Annotated in this window: 17 protein-coding genes; 5 read left to right on the top strand and 12 right to left on the bottom strand. The window is 54.5% G+C overall.

Annotation, left to right across the window (positions count from 1 at the left end; all coding sequences use genetic code 11):
• Positions 1 to 9 precede the first annotated feature (9 nt).
• From ENTMO_RS0110490 to ENTMO_RS0110480, 3 genes are read right to left on the bottom strand one after another with little or no spacing between them, the layout of a single operon-like run.
• Positions 10 to 822, bottom strand: a complete 813-nt coding sequence (locus ENTMO_RS0110490) for a MetQ/NlpA family ABC transporter substrate-binding protein (protein ID WP_010430254.1) — start codon at positions 820 to 822, stop codon at positions 10 to 12.
• A gap of 28 nt (positions 823 to 850) precedes the next feature.
• Complete coding sequence (locus ENTMO_RS0110485) at positions 851 to 1,519, bottom strand: methionine ABC transporter permease (protein WP_010430251.1); 669 nt, start codon at positions 1,517 to 1,519, stop codon at positions 851 to 853.
• Positions 1,512 to 2,534, bottom strand: a complete 1,023-nt coding sequence (locus ENTMO_RS0110480; RefSeq protein WP_010430248.1) for a methionine ABC transporter ATP-binding protein — start codon at positions 2,532 to 2,534, stop codon at positions 1,512 to 1,514. Before ENTMO_RS0110480 ends, ENTMO_RS0110485 begins: the two co-directional genes overlap by 8 nt.
• Before the next feature lie 401 nt (positions 2,535 to 2,935).
• Here ENTMO_RS0110480 and ENTMO_RS0110475 point away from each other — a divergent pair, with 401 nt between their 5' ends.
• From ENTMO_RS0110475 to lpp, 5 genes are all read left to right on the top strand, one after another.
• Positions 2,936 to 4,306 (top strand): pyridoxal-phosphate dependent enzyme, encoded by a 1,371-nt coding sequence (locus ENTMO_RS0110475; RefSeq protein ID WP_010430245.1) that lies wholly within the window; start codon positions 2,936 to 2,938, stop codon positions 4,304 to 4,306.
• Positions 4,307 to 4,317: 11 nt separating this feature from the next.
• Complete coding sequence (locus ENTMO_RS0110470) at positions 4,318 to 5,463, top strand: trans-sulfuration enzyme family protein (protein WP_010430244.1); 1,146 nt, start codon at positions 4,318 to 4,320, stop codon at positions 5,461 to 5,463.
• A 73-nt stretch (positions 5,464 to 5,536) separates the two neighbouring features.
• Positions 5,537 to 5,833 (top strand): protein YnhH, encoded by a 297-nt coding sequence (gene ynhH, locus ENTMO_RS27005; protein ID WP_458860950.1) that lies wholly within the window; start codon positions 5,537 to 5,539, stop codon positions 5,831 to 5,833.
• A gap of 7 nt (positions 5,834 to 5,840) precedes the next feature.
• Positions 5,841 to 7,253, top strand: a complete 1,413-nt coding sequence (gene pykF / locus ENTMO_RS0110465) for a pyruvate kinase PykF (RefSeq protein WP_010430242.1) — start codon at positions 5,841 to 5,843, stop codon at positions 7,251 to 7,253.
• Positions 7,254 to 7,564: 311 nt separating this feature from the next.
• Positions 7,565 to 7,801, top strand: a complete 237-nt coding sequence (gene lpp, locus ENTMO_RS0110460; RefSeq protein WP_010430241.1) for a murein lipoprotein Lpp — start codon at positions 7,565 to 7,567, stop codon at positions 7,799 to 7,801.
• 60 nt (positions 7,802 to 7,861) lie between these two features.
• On the opposite strand, the gene ldtE is transcribed toward lpp, so the two are convergent.
• From ldtE to ENTMO_RS0110415, 9 genes are all read right to left on the bottom strand, one after another.
• Complete coding sequence (gene ldtE, locus ENTMO_RS0110455) at positions 7,862 to 8,875, bottom strand: L,D-transpeptidase LdtE (RefSeq protein WP_010430240.1); 1,014 nt, start codon at positions 8,873 to 8,875, stop codon at positions 7,862 to 7,864.
• 97 nt (positions 8,876 to 8,972) lie between these two features.
• Positions 8,973 to 9,389 (bottom strand): cysteine desulfuration protein SufE, encoded by a 417-nt coding sequence (gene sufE / locus ENTMO_RS0110450; protein ID WP_010430239.1) that lies wholly within the window; start codon positions 9,387 to 9,389, stop codon positions 8,973 to 8,975.
• 14 nt (positions 9,390 to 9,403) lie between these two features.
• Entirely contained in the window at positions 9,404 to 10,624 is a 1,221-nt protein-coding gene (sufS, locus tag ENTMO_RS0110445; RefSeq protein ID WP_010430238.1) for a cysteine desulfurase SufS, read from the bottom strand.
• Positions 10,621 to 11,892, bottom strand: a complete 1,272-nt coding sequence (sufD, locus tag ENTMO_RS0110440) for a Fe-S cluster assembly protein SufD (protein ID WP_010430237.1) — start codon at positions 11,890 to 11,892, stop codon at positions 10,621 to 10,623. Before sufD ends, sufS begins: the two co-directional genes overlap by 4 nt.
• Positions 11,867 to 12,613 (bottom strand): Fe-S cluster assembly ATPase SufC, encoded by a 747-nt coding sequence (gene sufC / locus ENTMO_RS0110435; RefSeq protein WP_010430234.1) that lies wholly within the window; start codon positions 12,611 to 12,613, stop codon positions 11,867 to 11,869. The genes sufD and sufC overlap by 26 nt, the downstream gene beginning before the upstream one ends.
• 9 nt (positions 12,614 to 12,622) lie before the next feature.
• Complete coding sequence (gene sufB / locus ENTMO_RS0110430; protein ID WP_010430231.1) at positions 12,623 to 14,113, bottom strand: Fe-S cluster assembly protein SufB; 1,491 nt, start codon at positions 14,111 to 14,113, stop codon at positions 12,623 to 12,625.
• Positions 14,114 to 14,121: 8 nt separating this feature from the next.
• Complete coding sequence (gene sufA / locus ENTMO_RS0110425) at positions 14,122 to 14,490, bottom strand: Fe-S cluster assembly scaffold SufA (protein WP_010430228.1); 369 nt, start codon at positions 14,488 to 14,490, stop codon at positions 14,122 to 14,124.
• A gap of 307 nt (positions 14,491 to 14,797) precedes the next feature.
• Positions 14,798 to 15,532, bottom strand: a complete 735-nt coding sequence (locus tag ENTMO_RS0110420; RefSeq protein WP_010430225.1) for a MerR family transcriptional regulator — start codon at positions 15,530 to 15,532, stop codon at positions 14,798 to 14,800.
• 187 nt (positions 15,533 to 15,719) lie between these two features.
• On the bottom strand, positions 15,720 to 16,940 hold the full coding sequence (locus ENTMO_RS0110415; RefSeq protein ID WP_010430222.1) for a diguanylate phosphodiesterase: 1,221 nt from the start codon (positions 16,938 to 16,940) through the stop codon (positions 15,720 to 15,722).
• Positions 16,941 to 17,145 lie beyond the last annotated feature (205 nt).

Here is a 17,145-nt window from a genome sequence, read left to right as displayed (position 1 = left end):
ATCAGCTAATTAGTTGTTTACGGGAATGACCGCGCCTTTGTATTTGGTGCGGATCCAGTCCTGAATCTCTTTGGAGTGCAGGACGTTCACCAGCGCGACGATGTCTTTTTTCTTCTCATCACCGCGGTGTACGGTAATGATGTTGGCGTACGGGTTATTTTCACCACTCTCTACCGCAATCGGATCGTGAACCGGGTCCAGACCTGCATCAATCGCGTAGTTGGCGTTGATCACCACCGCAGCGCCTTCGTCGTTGTTGTACATCTGCGGCAGCAGAGACGCTTCGACGTTAGGTGTGAACTGCAGTTTTTTCGGGTTTTCGACGATATCGCTGATGCGCGCGGTCACTTTATCAATGCCCGGCTTCAGCTTGATCACGCCCTCTTTCTCGAAGATAGAGAGAATGCGACCCTCTTCGGAAACCGCGTCACGCATAATGATCTTACCGCCTTCCGGCAGGTCTTTCAGCGACTTGTATTTTTTAGAGTAGATGCCGATTGGCTCAATGTGGATCGCGCCTGCGCTGACAAAATCGTAGTCCTTATCGCCCGCATGATCTTTCAGCACGCTATTCAGGTAAGGAATGTGCTGGAAATAGTTCGCATCGATGTCACGTCCCGCCAGCGCGGTGTTAGGCAGAATATAGTCCTGGAACGGTTTAATCTCCAGGTCGATACCCTGCTTCGCCAGAATCGGCTTAGCCTGCTCCAGAATTTCGGCGTGCGGCGTGTTGGACGCGCCTACGGTCAGCGTGTCAGCCCAGGAGGCGAAGCTCAGGGCGCTCAGGGTTGCTGCGGCGATCAGTGTCAGTGTCTTTTTCATGATGATGGTTCCTGTGTGTTATTCGTGTTTATCTTTTATCTAACAGTGAAGTAATGATGTCGCCGCAGAACTGGATAATGAAAACGATGATTAAAATGGTCACCGTTGCCACCAGCGTGACGTCACCATGGTTGCGCTGGAATCCTTCCAGATAAGCCAGATTTCCCAAACCGCCGGCACCAATCACCCCCGCCATTGCGCTGTAGCTCACCAGCGCAATCAGCGTCACCGTAATACCTGAAACCAGTGCAGGTGATGATTCCGGCAGTAAAACCCGAAACACTAACGTGCTCAGTCGTGCGCCCATCGAGCGCGTTGCTTCTATAACGCCTTTATCCACTTCACGCAGGGCGATTTCCACCAGGCGTGCGTAGAACGGTGCTGCGCCCACAATCAGCGCCGGGAGTGCCGCGTTGGCGCCAAGGATGGTCCCCACGATGGTTTTCGTGAACGGGATCAGCAATACAATCAGGATGATGAACGGAATGGAGCGGAAAACGTTCACCACAATCGAAATCACACTGTAGACCGTGCGGTTATGGAACAGCCCGCCGCGCGCGGTTAAAAACAGCGCCAGACCGAGCACGAGCCCCAGAACAAAGGTCGCCACGCCGGAGAGCGCGGTCATGTACAGCGTCTCCTGGGTTGCTGCCCACAGCTGGTCCCACTTCAGATGCGGAAAGAGATCCTCAGCCATGTTTAATCACCTCGCCTTCAATATCGCTGTGCTGCAGGTCGGCGAGGATATTGTTCAGTTGTTCATCAGATGCCACTACGTGCACCCAGAGTTGCCCGAAAACACCGTGGGCGGTTTGCGTCATTTTTCCGTGCAGGATGTTAAACGGCAGGCCATAGCGCAGCGTTAATTCACCGACGACAGGCTTATGCGTGCTATGTCCGGTAAAGGTCAGCTTGATAACCGTGCCTTCCAGTTCATTTGCCAGCTCAGCGTTGAAGGTCTCTTCCTCGGCGTACTGGCTCACCTGACGAACAAACTGTTGCGTGATGGGCTGTTGCGGATGGGTAAAGACGCTCAGGACGTCGCCCTCTTCCACCACCTTGCCATTCTCCATCACCGCCACGCGGTCGCAGATTTTGCGCACCACGTGCATCTCGTGAGTGATCAGCACGATGGTGAGTTTGAAACGACGGTTAATATCCAGCAGCAGATCGAGGATCTGATCGGTGGTCTGTGGGTCAAGAGCCGACGTGGCTTCGTCACAGAGCAGCACGTCCGGGTTATTGGCCAGCGCGCGCGCAATGCCCACGCGCTGTTTTTGCCCGCCGCTCAGCTGGGACGGGTACGCATTCTCACGCCCTTTCAGGCCGACCAAATCCACCAGCTCAGCAACGCGCGCCTTGATATTGGCTTTTGGCACGCCCGCGATTTGCATCGAGAAGGCGATGTTATCGTTAACCGTTCGCGACCAGAGCAGGTTGAAATGCTGGAACACCATGCTGATCTTCAGTCGCGCCTGTCGTAAGGCTTCGCCCTTAGCGGCAGAAATATTCTGCCCGTTGATGGTTACGCTGCCGGTACTGGGCTTTTCCAGACCGTTCAGCAGGCGGATAAGCGTACTTTTCCCGGCGCCGCTGTAACCGATAATCCCGTAAATCTGTCCCTGCGCTATCGTCAAATTGACATTATCAACGGCTGTCAATGCCACCTTTCCGTTGTCAAAAACCTTCGAAATATTGCTCAGTACAATCATTCTTATTCGTTATCCGTTCCGCTCATGGCGGTTTAGCAGTATGGATGTCCAAATGAGTGTAAACAGGCGTTATCAGGTTTTAAATGAACAAAAAAGAATTTGTTATAACTTTCGGAAATAAACCGTGAATTTAACGGCTGGAAAGCATTTAGATCATTTTCAGCAATGATTATCTGCCATACGCATATTCGATGGCTGACCCGCTGAAAAAATGGTCATTTTTGCAGCATTTTATCCCGATATAGCCATCCTCACATCCAGACAACTTTACGTCTTGCTGTCCTTACATCCGAAAACATGCTGAATATTCCTTTCTGTTCTAAAAGGCAGTGAAACGTTCTTTATTGAGAAATTTTCATGGTCCTATCATCCGGTCATGACCTCGTTAAAGGAAAAAGACCATGACGATTTATCACTCCGTCACCGAACTGATTGGCCACACGCCGCTTATCCAGCTGCACAAACTGGATACCGGTCCCTGCTCCTTGTTCCTGAAGCTGGAAAACCAAAATCCCGGCGGCTCGATTAAAGACCGCGTTGCGCTGTCGATGATCAACGAAGCGGAGCGCACCGGCCAACTGCAGCCGGGTGGCACGATTATAGAAGCGACGGCGGGCAATACCGGCCTCGGCCTGGCCCTGATCGCTGCGCAGAAAGGCTACTCGCTGATTCTGGTAGTACCCGACAAAATGAGCCGCGAAAAGATTTTCCACCTGCGCGCGCTGGGGGCTCAGGTGGTGTTGACCCGCTCCGATGTGAATAAGGGGCATCCGGCCTATTACCAGGATTACGCCCAGCGTCTGGCCAACGAATTGCCCGGCGCGTTTTACATCGACCAGTTCAATAATGAGGCCAACCCGCTTGCGCACCGCACCACGACGGCGCCGGAACTGTTTGAACAGCTTGATGGGCGGATCGATGCCATTGTTGTCGGCGTGGGCTCTGGCGGCACGCTGGGGGGATTGCAGGCGTGGTTTGCGGAACATTCCCCCGATACGGAGTTTGTCCTGGCAGACCCGGCCGGATCGGTTCTGGCCGACCAGGTGGAAACCGGACGCTATCACGATGCAGGCTCATGGCTGGTTGAAGGGATTGGCGAAGACTTTATTCCGCCGCTGGCCCACATCGAAGGGGTGAATCGCGCCTGGCGCATCACCGACCGGGAAGCCTTCACCACCGCACGCGATCTGCTGAAAACGGAAGGCATTCTGGCGGGCTCCTCCAGCGGCACGCTGCTGGCGGCGGCGCTGAAATATTGTCAGGCGCAGACCACGCCGAAACGGGTGGTCACCTTCGCCTGCGACAGCGGCAATAAATACCTCTCGAAGATGTTCAACGATGACTGGATGCGTCAGCAAGGGCTCATCACGCGTCCTCAGGCTGGCGATCTCTCCGACTATATTGCCCTGCGTCACGATGAAGGTGCCACCGTCACCGCCGCCCCGGACGACACGCTTTCAACCGTACTGGCGCGCATGCGTTTGTATGACATCTCCCAGCTTCCGGTGCTGGAGAACGGCAAGGTGGTGGGCATCATCGACGAGTGGGATCTGCTGCGGCATATCGGCGGCGATGGCGATCGCTTCGCCCTTCCGGTGACGGCAGCCATGACGCGTCAGGTGGAGTTCCTTGATAAACACGCCCCTGAGAGCGCCCTGAACGCTATTTTCGACCGTGGCCTGGTGGCCGTTATTAATGACAACGACCGCTTTTTGGGTCTGATCACGCGCAGCGACGTCCTGACCGCCTGGCGCAACCGTCTACAACAATAAAGGAATAAGAGATGAAAAACCTGGCAACCCTGAGCGTTCACAGCGGCGAGTTCAACGACCAGCACGGCGCCGTCATGCCGCCGATTTACGCTACCTCGACGTTTGCGCAACCGTCACCCGGTGAGCATACCGGCTATGAGTATTCCCGCAGTGGCAACCCCACCCGCCACGCGCTGGAAACCGCCATCGCCGAACTGGAAGGCGGCTCGCGCGGCTACGCGTTTGCCTCCGGTCTGGCGGCCATCTCCACGGTGCTCGAACTGCTGGATAAAGACAGCCATATTGTCGCCATTGATGACGTTTACGGCGGGACGTATCGCTTGATTGAAAACGTGCGCAAGCGCAGCACTGGTCTGCAGGTCAGCTGGGTTAAACCGGACGACCTGGCCGGGCTTGAGGCCGCCATTCGTCCGGAAACCCGCATGGTGTGGGTTGAAACGCCAACCAACCCGCTGCTGAAGCTGGCGGATCTGGCGGCCATTGCGCAAATTGCTCGTCGTCATAACGTCATCAGCGTGGCGGATAACACCTTCGCGTCGCCGGTGATCCACCGTCCGCTGGAATCAGGTTTCGATATCGTGGTGCACTCCGCCACCAAATACCTGAACGGCCACTCAGACGTGGTGGCCGGGCTGGCAATTGTCGGGGACAACAAGGAACTGGCGGATAAGCTGGGTTATCTGCAAAACGCGGTGGGCGGCGTACTGGATCCGTTCAGCAGCTTCCTGACCCTGCGCGGTATTCGCACCCTTGCGCTGCGCGTCGAAAAGCACAGCACCAACGCGCTGGCGATTGCGCAATGGCTCGATCAGCATCCTCTGGTGGAAAACGTTTTCTATCCCGGTCTGGAATCGCATCCACAATATCAGCTTGCCCGCACGCAGATGGCGCTGCCAGGCGGGATGATTTCCGTCGTGGTGAAAGGCGATGCGCAACGCGCCACCGAGGTGATCCGCAACCTGAAGTTGTTCACCCTCGCGGAAAGCCTGGGCGGCGTGGAGAGTCTGGTGAGCCAGCCCTACAGCATGACCCACGCGTCAATTCCGCTGGAACAACGCCTGGCCAACGGTATTGTGCCGCAGTTGATCCGCCTGTCAGTCGGAATTGAAGATCCAAAAGACCTGATTGCCGACCTCAGCCAGGCGCTGCAAAAATAAGCAAAACGCGGCAGGTCAGGCACCTGCCGCCATAAGTTGTCATTATGCCTTAACGCATTGATAACAAACTTATGTGAATCTGCACAGATTATTTTTGAAACGCTGTTTCCATTTTCCTTTTATCTTAAAATCAGCGTATAATGCGCGCCAAATCCCTGGTGAATGGTTTCAGCGCTTGGAATACAAAAAACAATGTACAACTTCTCCTCTCCTTCGTTGGGCTGACACTCAGGCACACTTTCTTATGCACGCTCATTTGATGTCTCCTATCCTTAGTGCGTGTCATATACTCTTTTGCAACACAGGTTTGACTCCGCGGCGGTGCGCCCCCGGAGCGAGATTTCCATATCCTTCCCAACTTAAAGACTAAGACTGTCATGAAAAAGACGAAAATTGTTTGTACTATCGGCCCGAAAACCGAATCTGAAGAGATGCTGAGCAAAATGCTGGATGCCGGCATGAACGTGATGCGTCTGAACTTCTCCCACGGCGACTATGCAGAGCATGGCCAGCGTATCCAGAACTTGCGCAACGTGATGAGCAAGACCGGCAAAAAAGCCGCTATTCTGCTGGATACCAAAGGTCCGGAAATCCGTACCATTAAACTGGAAGGCGGTAACGACGTTTCTCTGAAAGCGGGCCAGACCTTCACCTTCACCACCGACAAATCCGTTGTCGGTAACAGCGAAATCGTTGCAGTGACCTACGAAGGCTTCACCAGCGATCTGTCCGTCGGCAACACCGTGCTGGTGGATGATGGCCTGATCGGTATGGAAGTTACCGCAATCGAAGGTAACAAGGTTATCTGTAAAGTGCTGAACAACGGCGACCTGGGCGAAAACAAAGGCGTTAACCTGCCGGGCGTTTCTATCGCGCTGCCAGCACTGGCTGAAAAAGACAAACAGGACCTTATCTTTGGTTGCGAGCAAGGTGTTGATTTCGTTGCTGCATCCTTCATCCGTAAGCGTTCTGACGTGGTTGAGATCCGTGAGCACCTGAAAGCGCACGGCGGCGAGAAGATCCAGATCATCTCCAAAATCGAAAACCAGGAAGGCCTGAACAACTTCGACGAAATCCTCGAAGCGTCTGACGGCATCATGGTTGCACGTGGCGACCTGGGTGTTGAGATCCCGGTTGAAGAAGTGATCTTCGCGCAGAAGATGATGATCGAGAAATGCGTTCGCGCGCGTAAAGTGGTTATCACTGCAACGCAGATGCTGGACTCCATGATCAAAAACCCACGCCCTACCCGCGCTGAAGCAGGCGACGTGGCGAACGCCATCCTCGACGGTACCGATGCAGTGATGCTGTCCGGTGAGTCAGCGAAGGGTAAATACCCGCTGGAAGCGGTCGGCATCATGGCGACCATCTGCGAGCGTACTGACCGCGTGATGACCAGCCGTCTGGACTTCAACAACGACAGCCGCAAACTGCGCATCACCGAAGCTGTGTGCCGCGGTGCAGTTGAAACCGCTGAGAAACTGGACGCACCGCTGATCGTGGTAGCGACCCAGGGCGGTAAATCTGCTCGTGCAGTGCGTAAATACTTCCCGGATGCCACCATCCTGGCCCTGACCACCAATGAAACCACCGCGCGTCAGCTGGTGCTGAGCAAAGGCGTGGTTGCCCATCTGGTGAAAGAGATCGCGTCTACCGATGATTTCTACATTCAGGGTAAAGCGATGGCGCTGGAAAGCGGTCTGGCACAGAAAGGCGACGTTGTGGTGATGGTTTCTGGTGCCCTGGTTCCAGCAGGTACCACTAACACTGCATCTGTTCACGTACTGTAATAATTTCTGAACGAATAATTTTTTGATAGAAAGCGTCCTTCGAGGCGCTTTTTTTATTCCTGTCATTAGCCCTATCTATTCAAAAAGCAAATCGGGTTTTTCTATTTAATTGCGATTTATCTAAGATGAATCCGATGAAAAATGCCTTTTTTAACATGGCTTTTTCGACAAAAAGGCCAAATTCGTTGCTTCTTTGAGCGAACGATCAAAAATAGGCGTATTCCCATCAAAAAAATATTCTCAACCCAAAAAACTTTGTGTAATACTTGTAACGCTACATGGAGATTAACTCAATCTAGAGGGTATTAATAATGAATCGTACTAAACTGGTACTGGGCGCGGTAATCCTGGGTTCTACTCTGCTGGCAGGTTGCTCCAGCAACGCTAAAATCGATCAGCTGTCTTCTGACGTTCAGACTCTGAACGCTAAAGTTGACCAGCTGAGCAACGACGTGAACGCAATCCGTTCCGACGTTCAGGCTGCTAAAGACGACGCAGCTCGCGCTAACCAGCGTCTGGACAACCAGGCTACTAAATACCGTAAGTAATAGTACCTGTTAATAAAATGGCGCACATTGTGCGCCATTTTTTTTGCCTTCGTCAAACCCCTACTGCGTCACCCTCTCCCCTTCCTCTTCGGCTACCGCAGCTGACACCCGACTGTTCTGCACCGACAACACGCTGTTGCTGGCTGATGGGCCATTACCGGCAGACACTGCTACCGGGATCCCCGCACGACGTGACAGGGCTTTATCGATAAGCGCTTTATCACTCCCCGATTGAGACACGAAGGTCGTGAAATCTTCGGAGTGGCTAATGGGCGCTACCTGTGGGTTTTCCCCCTCAACCTGCGCCAGCGGGCGATGTACTTCGATGTAGCGTTTCCCGTCCGGCTCGACGGCAAACTTCACCGGCTCATTGATAATCTGGACCCGTGTGCCAACACGCACCTGCCCAAACAGCGCTTTGATATCCGGCGCGTTCATCCGCATACAGCCTGAACTGACCCGTAAACCGACGCTGTCCGGCGCGCTGGTGCCGTGGATAAGATATTCACCGTTCCCAACGCCTAAACGCAGCGCAAAGCGTCCTAACGGGTTATTTGGCCCTGCTGGCACGACCGGCGGCAATTTAATTCCTTGCGCCAGAGAGCGCGCCCTGATGCCCGCTGTCGGTGTCCAGGTTGGATTAGGGATTTTCTGACTCACGCGGGTGGTCGTCACCGGCGTTTCCAGTCCCAGCTGCCCGATACCGAGCGGGAAGACCTGAACAATATTCTCCCCCGGCGGGAAATAGTAAAGCCGAAGCTCAGCCAGGTTGACCACGATCCCTTCCCGCGGGGTATCCGGCAGCAGCATTTGAGAAGGAATGGTGATCACCGTCCCCGGCGCGGGATTCACCGGTGCAATGGTATTATTGGTTTCAAGAATAAGCTGCGCAGCCGTATTAAACCGGCGGGCAATGGCCTGCAGTTTATTGTCGCCTTCCTGAATCGTGTAGGTTTGATTTTGCCCAATCAGACGGCTGCCTGCGGGCGGCAACGGATAATCCACCGCCCGGGCCGAATTAAGCACACCGAGCGAACCAAGGAGTAATAGAGTTATTAGAGACGCGCGCTTCATGCTGAGATTCCTTATTCACTGACAGAACGCCAGAAAGCTGAAAAACCAGCGAGGCGGGAACCACCTCGCGAAACAGAATGAATGCTGTTCTCTAAGTCTAGCTAAGGATTGCAGCTTTGGCGCGAATGCCGCGGATCATCGCTTCCAGTCCCTGGGATCGGGACGGGGTGAGATGTTGGGTGAGCGCCATTTTTTCGAACCAGGGACGAACATCAAAAGCGACAATGTCCTGCGCCGACATCTGGTGATAGAGAATAAAGACGACGGCAATAAGCCCTTTCACAATCGCAGCGTCGCTGTCGCCATGTAATTTGATAGTGCCATCGGCAGATTGTTTCATCACAATCCACACCTGGCTCTGGCAACCCTGAATAATATTATCCGGGTTATGCGCCTCTTCGCTGAGCGGCGCTAAACGCTGCCCCAACTCAATAATATAGAGATATTTCTCTTCCCAGTTAGCGCAACGCCCGAAGTTGCGCAGCAATTTATCTTTATCCGGCAGTTCTGCCATCTTTCGCCTCTCCGTTAGCCCAGCAACTGGTGAATGCGCTTAAGCCCCGCCACCAGCCTGTCGACCTCTTCCGTTGTGTTGTACATCACCAGCGACGCGCGACACATTGCCGGCACCTGGTAAAACGCCATCAGGGGCATGGCGCAGTGGTGCCCGGTACGGACCGCTACGCCGTAGTTATCGAGGAAACTGCCCACGTCATAGGCGTGGTGTTTCCCGAGATTAAACGCGATCACCCCTTGCCGGTCGGCAGGTCCGTAGAGGGTAAGATCCGGTACGCTGGCAAGCTGGGCAAGCGCATAGTGCATCAGCAGCTGTTCATATTCCTGAATGGCATCAAGGCCAATCGCAGAAACGTAGGAGACCGCCGCCCCCAGCCCGATAATGCCCCCGGTGTTGGGCGTGCCCGCCTCAAAACGCCACGGCGCGCGGGCGTAGGTAGTCCCTTCTGAGAGGCTAACGGTGGCGATCATCGACCCGCCCCCTTCCCACGGCGGCATCGCCTGCAGGATGTCTTCTTTCACATACAGCACGCCAATCCCGGTCGGGCCGTAGAGCTTGTGTCCCGAGAAGACATAGAAATCGCAGTCCAGCGCCTGGACATCAACCGCGTGGTGCATCACCGCCTGCGCGCCGTCAATCAGTACCTTCGCCCCTGCCTGATGGGCCTTTGCGATAATCTCCGCCACCGGGTTCTCAGTCCCCAGAACGTTAGAGACCTGGGTGACCGCCACCAGCCGCGTGTGCTCATCCAGCAACGCGTCAAGCTGCTCAAGCTGAAGCGTCCCGTCGGCATTCAACGGGATCACCCGCAGCTGCGCGCCAACGCGCTCACAGAGCATTTGCCACGGCACGATATTGGCGTGGTGCTCCATTTGCGTGATGACGATGTTATCGCCCGCATGCACCTGCGCGTTGCCCCAGCTGTTGGCGACCAGGTTGATCCCTTCGGTGGTGCCGCGCACGAAGACCAGCTCTTCAGGCGATTGCGCATTGAGGAAGGCGGCAATCTGCGTGCGCACGTTTTCCATACGCTGGGTCGCCTCGGCGCTCAGGGTATGAATACCGCGATGCACGGCGGCGTAGCCGTGACGATAGAATTCGGCTTCTGCATCCACCACCTGATTCGGTTTCTGCGCGCTGGCCGCGCTGTCCAGATAGGCCAACGGTAGACCGTTCACTTCACGGGTCAGAACGGGAAAATCTGCCCGTACTTTCTCGACGGGAAAACTCATGCTTCGCCTCCAGGCAGACGCTGACCTATACGGGCCAGCACCTGCTGTTTTAACGCGCCATCGTGCAGCGCTTCCGTCAGCTCGGCGGCAAACGCGTAGATGATCATCTTCTGCGCCGCCTGCCGATCGATACCGCGGGAGCGCAGGTAGAACATCTGCTCATCGTCAATCCGCCCGACCGTCGCACCGTGGCTGCATTTCACGTCATCGGCGTAGATCTCCAGCTGCGGTTTGGTGTCCACTTCCGCCAGACGCCCCAGCAGCAGGTTGTTGTTGGTCATCTGTCCGTCGGTTTTAATGGCGTGCTGGGCCACGTTAATCAGGCCGTTAAACACCGCGCGCCCTTTGTCGCTGACGATCGTTTTATGCAGCTGACGGCTGTTGCAATAGCCTTTGTTGTGCTCAAGCCAGGTGCGCGTGTCGCACACTTCAGATTTGACCGGCATCGCCAGGCTGTTAATGCGTAGCGTGGTATTTTCACCGTTAAGCTGGGTGCTGGTATTGTGGCGCAGCACCGCGCTGCCGAGCAGGAAGCTATGGCTGTAGGCCGCGGCATCTTGCCCAAGTAAAATGTCGTTATGGGCAAAGTGGTGGCTCTGCGGGTTCTCAAATGCCAGCTTGATGTGGTGAAGCTGGGCATTGGCCGCCACATTCATCGTCAGACGCGAGCCGGTAAAGTGGCGCGTCTCGTTGAGGCTGACGTAATGTTCAATCACCGTGGCCTCTGCCCCCTCCGCCAGTTCAAGATGGTGGCGATAGTGCGCAGTGTTGATTTCGTCACCGTCCAGCCCCTGAGTGATGTGCATCAGCAGCAGCGGCTTCGCCGGACGCTGGTTACGTTTTACGCTGATATGCGTCACAGACTGCGCCAGACTTTCGGTGAGATGCAGAAAGACCTCCGGCTGTACCGGTGCGGCCAGACTCTGATGAACGTCATTCACGGCGATTTCGAAGCCGCTGTGTCGCGTCTCGTCACTGAGTTCCGGGTGAAACACGCCGTCGACAAAGACCAGACGCAACGCATCCACAGGTAACGCCAGCCCGTCTCGCTGGGCCGGAGTGACGTCCGCCGAGCGCGTGACAAACTCGCCGTTCAGCAGGCCATCAAGCGGTGTGTATTTCCAGTTTTCGTGCTTACGGGTCGGCAGACCCAGACGCAGCATCTGCTGAAGGTGCTGCTGGGCCTGTTCAGAACGCGATTGCCCCTGCGTTTCAAACAGCCGGTGCCACTGCTGGAGTGCATTACTGCTGTTCGGTAAGCCAGCCATAACCCTGCTCCTCCAGTTGTTTAACCAGCGTGAAATCGCCGGATTTCACAATGCGCCCCTGGTAAAGGACGTGGACGTAGTCTGGTTTGATGTAGTCAAGAATGCGCTGGTAGTGGGTGACGATAATAAACGAGCGCTTGCCGTCACGCAGCGAGTTCACCCCGTCTGCGACAATCTTCAGGGCGTCGATGTCCAGGCCTGAATCGGTCTCATCAAGAATGCACAGCTCGGGCTCGAGCACCGCCATCTGCAGAATGTCGTTACGCTTTTTCTCACCGCCGGAGAAGCCGACGTTGACCGAACGGGTCAGCAGGTCTTCCGGCATTTTCAGCAGCTTGATCTTCTCTTCCATCAGATCCTGGAAGTCGAAGCGATCCAGCGCGTCGAGACCGCGATATTTGCGCACCGCGTTCAGCGCCGTCTGCAGGAAGAACTGATTGCTGACGCCCGGAATTTCTACCGGGTACTGGAAGGCCATAAAGATGCCCTCCCCAGCCCGCTCTTCCGGCGACATCTCCAGCAGATCTTTGCCGTTAAACTCGACGGAGCCATGGGTGACTTCGTAATCTTCGCGTCCTGCCAGCGTCGCGGAAAGCGTACTTTTCCCGGAGCCGTTCGGCCCCATGATGGCGTGAACTTCACCCGGCTTGACGTCAAAATTGAGGCCACGCAGGATCTCTTTCTCTTCCACGCTAACCTGTAAATCTTTAATGCTTAACATGTGCTTTCCTTAACCGACGCTGTGTTCAAGACTAATGGCGAGGAGTTTTTGTGCTTCAACGGCGAATTCCAGCGGCAGTTCAGAGAACACGTCCTTACAGAAGCCGTTCACAATCATTGAAATGGCATCTTCTTCACTGATCCCGCGCTGCAGGCAGTAGAAGAGCTGGTCTTCCCCGATGCGCGACGTGGTCGCTTCGTGCTCAAGCTGGGCCGTGTTATTACGGCACTCGACGTACGGGAAGGTATGCGCGCCGCAGTCAGCGCCAATCAGCATCGAGTCACACTGGGTAAAGTTACGCGCGTTGGTGGCCGTCGGCATGATTTTCACCAGCCCGCGATAGCTGTTCTGGCTGTGCCCGGCGGAGATCCCTTTCGAGATAATGGTGGATTTGGTGTTTTTACCAATGTGGATCATCTTGGTGCCGGTATCGGCCTGCTGATGGCCGCTGGTCAGCGCCACCGAGTAAAACTCACCGATGGAGTTATCCCCGCGCAGGATGCAGCTCGGGTATTTCCAGGTAATGGCCGAGCCGGTTTCCGACTGGGTCCAGGACATCTTGCTGTTTTCGCCTTCGCACAGCGCGCGCTTGGTAACGAAGTTCAAAATGCCGCCGGTGTTGCCGTCGCCCGGGAACCAGTTTTGCACCGTGGAGTATTTCACCTCAGCATCTTTGTGAATGATGACCTCCACCACCGCCGCGTGCAACTGATAGCTGTCGCGTACCGGCGCGGAACAGCCTTCGATATAGCTGACGTAGCTGCCTTCATCGGCCACCAGAATGGTACGTTCAAACTGGCCGGTTTTTTCCGCGTTGATACGGAAATAAGTCGACAGCTCCATCGGGCAACGTACGCCTTTTGGTACGTAAATAAAGGTACCGTCGGAGGCCACCGCCGCGTTGAGCGCCGCGAAGAAATTATCGTTAGAGGGCACCACTGTCCCAATGTACTTTTTCACCAGTTCCGGGTGGTCGTGAATCGCTTCGCCGAAAGAGCAGAAAATGATCCCCTGCTCTGCCAGCTTCTCGCGGTAGGTGGTCGCCACCGAGACGGAGTCGAAAATGGCGTCCACCGCCACCTCTCTCCCTTCGCGAACGGGCACGCCAAGCTGATTAAAGGCTTCTTCAACTTCTTTGCTCAGGAAGCTGTTTTCTGCGCCGGTTTGCTGTACCGCACCCGGCTGCGAGGCGCAGGTGTCGTCACAGCTGCCGCAGGAGGGCGCGGAGTAGTAGCTGTAATCCTGATAGTTCAGCTTGTCGTAGTGCGCTTTCAGCCAGTGCGGCTCTTCCATTTCCAGCCAGGCGCGGAAGGCGCTCAGACGAAATTCGAGCATCCACTCGGGCTCGTTACGTTTGGCCGAAATCGCCCGCACGACATCTTCGTTGATGCCTTTCGCCAGCTCATCGGTCTGCAGCTGCGTGAAGAACCCTTCTTTATAATTCAGGTGTCCGCCGCTCCAGGTGTTCACATCACTCGTTGCTTCAGTATTACGAGACATAGTACCGCCTATACCCCAAAGCTTTCGCCGCAGCCGCATTCGTTCTGGGCTTTCGGGTTATGAAATTTGAATAACTGGTTTAAGCCTTCGCGGACGTAGTCCACTTCGGTGCCGTCGATAAAGGGCATCGCCTGCAGCGCCACGAACAGTTTCGCGCCATCGGTTTCGAAGACCAGGTCATCTTTCTCGGGTTCGGTGACGGTATCAAGCACGTAACCAAAACCTGCGCATCCGGTCTGTTTGACGCCTAAACGCACGCCGAGGATCTCGGGCTTTTTCGCCACCAGCTCGTGAATGTGTGCCGCCGCCGCTGGCGTGAGCGTTAAACCACGCCAGGCAAAATCGGCCGGATTAAAGGTTTCTGAATGCAGTTCCATAGGTCCACCTCGTCTGAATAGCCATCAGGGCATAACACCATGTTAGTGATAACGATTATCACTTCAACCCCCTGTCAGTAGGGGCATCTGGGTAAACCGCCCTTTTTGGTTACTTTTATTAAGCATAGACCCTGTGGAAGGATGCAGGCAGGATGGATTTAATTGTTCAATACATTGATAAATAATGTATTTCGCCGCGGCATTTGTGGCGGACAGGAGAAAAGTAAAATATGCATCGGAAATGCCTATTTTTAAGATAGCTTTTGCTCAGGAAGTGATAAAAACAAAAAAAGGCCCTCAAGGCCTCTTACGATCGGTGATGAAATGAAACAGCAAATCCCTGTTCACGCCAGTGATCGAGCTGTTCCTGCTGGCGAGGTGTGGGGGATTTCCCCGTCCAGACGAAGATTTTTTGCCCCGGGAACAGTTCAGGACGTGGTGAATCGATGGGTTCAGCCAGCACGTCAATATGCCAGCCCTTTTGTGCCAAACGCGCGGCTTCAAGCCAAAGATGCGTTCGGTCGTCGCATTCCCAGCCGATCAGGAGAGCATCTTTACCGGCTTTCTTGCGGGATTCCGCGAGGCTTGCGACCGCGAATTCGATCAGTACGCCGTCAAAAAGACTCGCCATGTGACGCACGGTGTTTTGGTCCTGGTTCATTCGCTGTCGGACCGGAGAAATAATGTTATCGATCAGCGCATCCATCGCATGATCGCGGCGGAACTCGCCGATTTTGGCGCGCAGTTTACCTGGGCTGGCGTAACGCAGAACCGTCATCATCTCTTCCTGGAAAGAGATCCAGTTGCCCTGCGTCAGCTCTTCTTTGTTTTCCAGTAACGCTTTGACTTTTCCGACCGAGACGCCGGTTTTCATCAGGCGCTTGATCTCTTCGATACGCAGGATATCCTCATCGTCAAACTGACGATGGCCCCCTTCGCTGCGTTGCGGCTTCAACAAACCATAACGGCGTTGCCAGGCACGCAGCGTAACGGGGTTGATACCGCATCGTTCGGCGACTTCGCCGATACTGTAATAGGCCATTAACTCCCTCACGCTCAACACTTCCATACCTAACCGCACCAACCTTATCAGATTGTACAACGCATTTGTATAACCAACTCCTCGTTCTGAGACAAGTGAAAGGGGTCAAATCCTTTCACTCGTTTATCTATTGTTGTCTAAATTTATCTCTTCGTACAGTTAACTCTCGAGTGTCATGTACAGGTTTTTAGAAATCGTTCTTTTTCTCAGGCCAGGCAACAGCCGGGATCCCGCCCAGACGCGGGCTGGCGAACAGATGCCCCTGAAACTGCGAAATCCCGGCGGATTCCAGCCACATCCACTCCTCAGCCAGCTCTACCCCCACCGCGCAGAACTGGATTTCCAGGGACGCGCAGCATTTGATGATGGCTTGTACAATCGCCTGGCGCGGGCCGCTTTTGTGCACGTTGGCAATCAAATCCCGATTAATCTTAATTCTGTCCGGCTGGAACTGCGCCAGCAGCTGCAGCCCGGCAAACCCTGCGCCAAAGTGATCGATCGTCACACTGATTCCCGCGCTCTTTAACTGCCTGACTGAGTGTGTAAATTCGTCAAAGCGGGAGATCGCTTCACTCTCTGTGAACTCGACAACGATCTGTTCCGGCACAAAACCATTCGCCTCAATGACCGTAAGCAGGAAATCAACCGCGTTAGGCACGTTAACCAGCGTCATCGGCAGCAGATTGAGGGACAGCGTTTGGGTGTGCAACCCCAGCGCGCTGGCCATCGACAGTGCCACCTGCTTGCTTTTCAGATCGGCCTCATAAAGCGCGTCTCGCGCCAGAGTCTGAAAATAGGCCGCAGGTGAATCTCCTTCGGGCGTACGAATCAGCGCTTCCCAGGAAACAATCTGCTGCATAAAGGGATCGACAATAGGTTGAAACGCAAAGCTGCAATCTGCACCTTTTGCCACAACCTCTGACTGCGCGGATAAGGGCGTCTCTTCAGGAAGAAAATCCCAGCTGTTCGCTGGAGGCAGTTCAAAGTAGTTGGCTTTTTCTGTGGCCTCAACGAAGGTCCGGAAAAACTGCAGGGCACGGTCGTTATACGTCAACCGGTACTTCGTCGTCCCTTTATCAAGCACCTGCTGGAGCACCTCGTCTGTATCAAATTGACGCAAATCGAAAAGCTCCATGCCCACATTGCCAAAGCGTCTGAAGGGACCGTGATCGCACATGAGTTCCACCACATTATGATGTCGCGGGTCACGGCAGATATGCTGATAGATGGCCGTCACATTATCGACTGGCCCTTCAAGTAACTGGAAAAAATGTGTGCCGTTAAACAGCAAGATCCCCGTGACATCGGAGTGCCGATTTTTACGATTTGCAGCAGCTACCATTTCTTCCAGCGCTTTCACCGGAACGCCCTCGCAGATATGACTGCGGTAAATGATGGTTGTTAGCATGCTATTCCTGGGGGTTTATAGGTTCGGCCACGAAAAGATCGTGGATAGAGTGTTGTTATAGCACATTCATTACTTAACAAATAATTTATACGTCAATGATTTAGCGCATTTACAAAGCCTTATTTTGCCGTTGTACAACTCTCTGCTCACAATCGAGATTGTACAATATATTCTGCAACGATAACGTCAAACTACACCACCACAA

It is taken from the genome of Enterobacter mori LMG 25706 (assembly GCF_000211415.1).
In the GTDB taxonomy this organism is placed as follows: domain Bacteria; phylum Pseudomonadota; class Gammaproteobacteria; order Enterobacterales; family Enterobacteriaceae; genus Enterobacter; species Enterobacter mori.
The sequence above is the reverse complement of the archived record's forward strand: the minus strand, read 5'-3'. Positions and strand labels throughout refer to the sequence as shown.

Excerpts from the sequence above, each read along its gene's own strand:
- ENTMO_RS0110490 (WP_010430254.1), bottom strand. The coding sequence starts at position 822 with ATGAAAAAGACACTGACACTGATCGCCGCAGCAACCCTGAGCGCCCTG.
- sufD (WP_010430237.1), bottom strand. The coding sequence starts at position 11,892 with ATGGCTGGCTTACCGAACAGCAGTAATGCACTCCAGCAGTGGCACCGG.
- sufC (WP_010430234.1), bottom strand. The coding sequence starts at position 12,613 with ATGTTAAGCATTAAAGATTTACAGGTTAGCGTGGAAGAGAAAGAGATC.
- pykF (WP_010430242.1), top strand. The coding sequence starts at position 5,841 with ATGAAAAAGACGAAAATTGTTTGTACTATCGGCCCGAAAACCGAATCT.
- ENTMO_RS0110485 (WP_010430251.1), bottom strand. The coding sequence starts at position 1,519 with ATGGCTGAGGATCTCTTTCCGCATCTGAAGTGGGACCAGCTGTGGGCA.
- sufA (WP_010430228.1), bottom strand. The coding sequence starts at position 14,490 with ATGGAACTGCATTCAGAAACCTTTAATCCGGCCGATTTTGCCTGGCGT.
- sufE (WP_010430239.1), bottom strand. The coding sequence starts at position 9,389 with ATGGCAGAACTGCCGGATAAAGATAAATTGCTGCGCAACTTCGGGCGT.
- ldtE (WP_010430240.1), bottom strand. The coding sequence starts at position 8,875 with ATGAAGCGCGCGTCTCTAATAACTCTATTACTCCTTGGTTCGCTCGGT.
- ENTMO_RS0110480 (WP_010430248.1), bottom strand. The coding sequence starts at position 2,534 with ATGATTGTACTGAGCAATATTTCGAAGGTTTTTGACAACGGAAAGGTG.
- sufB (WP_010430231.1), bottom strand. The coding sequence starts at position 14,113 with ATGTCTCGTAATACTGAAGCAACGAGTGATGTGAACACCTGGAGCGGC.
- ENTMO_RS0110420 (WP_010430225.1), bottom strand. The coding sequence starts at position 15,532 with ATGGCCTATTACAGTATCGGCGAAGTCGCCGAACGATGCGGTATCAAC.
- ENTMO_RS0110475 (WP_010430245.1), top strand. The coding sequence starts at position 2,936 with ATGACGATTTATCACTCCGTCACCGAACTGATTGGCCACACGCCGCTT.
- sufS (WP_010430238.1), bottom strand. The coding sequence starts at position 10,624 with ATGAGTTTTCCCGTCGAGAAAGTACGGGCAGATTTTCCCGTTCTGACC.
- lpp (WP_010430241.1), top strand. The coding sequence starts at position 7,565 with ATGAATCGTACTAAACTGGTACTGGGCGCGGTAATCCTGGGTTCTACT.
- ENTMO_RS0110415 (WP_010430222.1), bottom strand. The coding sequence starts at position 16,940 with ATGCTAACAACCATCATTTACCGCAGTCATATCTGCGAGGGCGTTCCG.
- ENTMO_RS0110470 (WP_010430244.1), top strand. The coding sequence starts at position 4,318 with ATGAAAAACCTGGCAACCCTGAGCGTTCACAGCGGCGAGTTCAACGAC.